At 55.2% G+C, this 871-nt stretch carries 1 protein-coding gene; it reads right to left on the reverse strand.

What is annotated here, in order from left to right:
• Positions 1–163 precede the first annotated feature (163 nt).
• On the reverse strand, positions 164–871 hold a 708-nt coding region (gene istB / locus PMI22_RS12565; RefSeq protein WP_007946447.1), incomplete at its 5' end, for an IS21-like element helper ATPase IstB.

An 871-nucleotide genomic window follows, 5' to 3' on the forward strand; every position in this document is an offset into this window, starting at 1 on the left:
TGCTGATTGAAAACTGACCCACCCTGCCGATTGAAAATTGACCCAGGGCGGATTGCTGATTTTTGCATCAGCAACTGTGGATAAGCTTAGCAGCAGTGTCCTGCTGACATAGGCGCTAAGCCCCACCGCATACAGGCATGCGGCAGGGTATTCCCGGTGTTGATCAAAACGGTTCATCGTCCTCTGTACCGTCATCGTCCTTGCGCTTTCGCTCACGTGATTTGATCTTTGTCTGGTCGACCAAACTGCTGTGTTGCAGGCGGTAGGACTCGTTGCCCGTTTCGACGATGTGGCAGTGGTGTGTCAGCCGATCCAGCAACGCAGTGGTCATCTTGGCGTCACCGAACACACTCGACCATTCCGAGAAGCTGAGGTTGGTGGTGATGATCACGCTGGTATGCTCGTATAGCTTGGACAGCAGGTGAAATAACAGGGCGCCACCGCTTTGGCTGAAGGGCAAATACCCCAGTTCATCGAGTATCACCAGGTCTGTGCGAAGCAGCCCTTGAGCGATTCGGCCTGCCTTACCCTCGTATTTTTCGCGCTCCAGCAAATTGACCAGATCCACCGTGGAGTAGAAGCGCACGCGTTTGTGATGCGTCGTGATCCCGGACACGGCCAAGGCGGTGGCCAGATGCGTTTTACCTGTTCCAGGCCCGCCGATGAACACGACATTCTGCGCGGTATCGGTGAACTCCAGGCTGGACAGATCCCTGACCAAGCGGGCGTCTGCGCTGGAAGCGCTGAAGTCGAAGCCTGCCAAATCACGATGCATGGGGAGTTTGGCCATGTTCATCTGATGATTCACAGAGCGTACGGCGCGATCTGCATGTTCCTGTTGAAGCAGATGTTCGAGCAGCCATTTCGACGA

The sequence above is a fragment of the Pseudomonas sp. GM21 genome, from assembly GCF_000282215.1.
In the GTDB taxonomy this organism is placed as follows: domain Bacteria; phylum Pseudomonadota; class Gammaproteobacteria; order Pseudomonadales; family Pseudomonadaceae; genus Aquipseudomonas.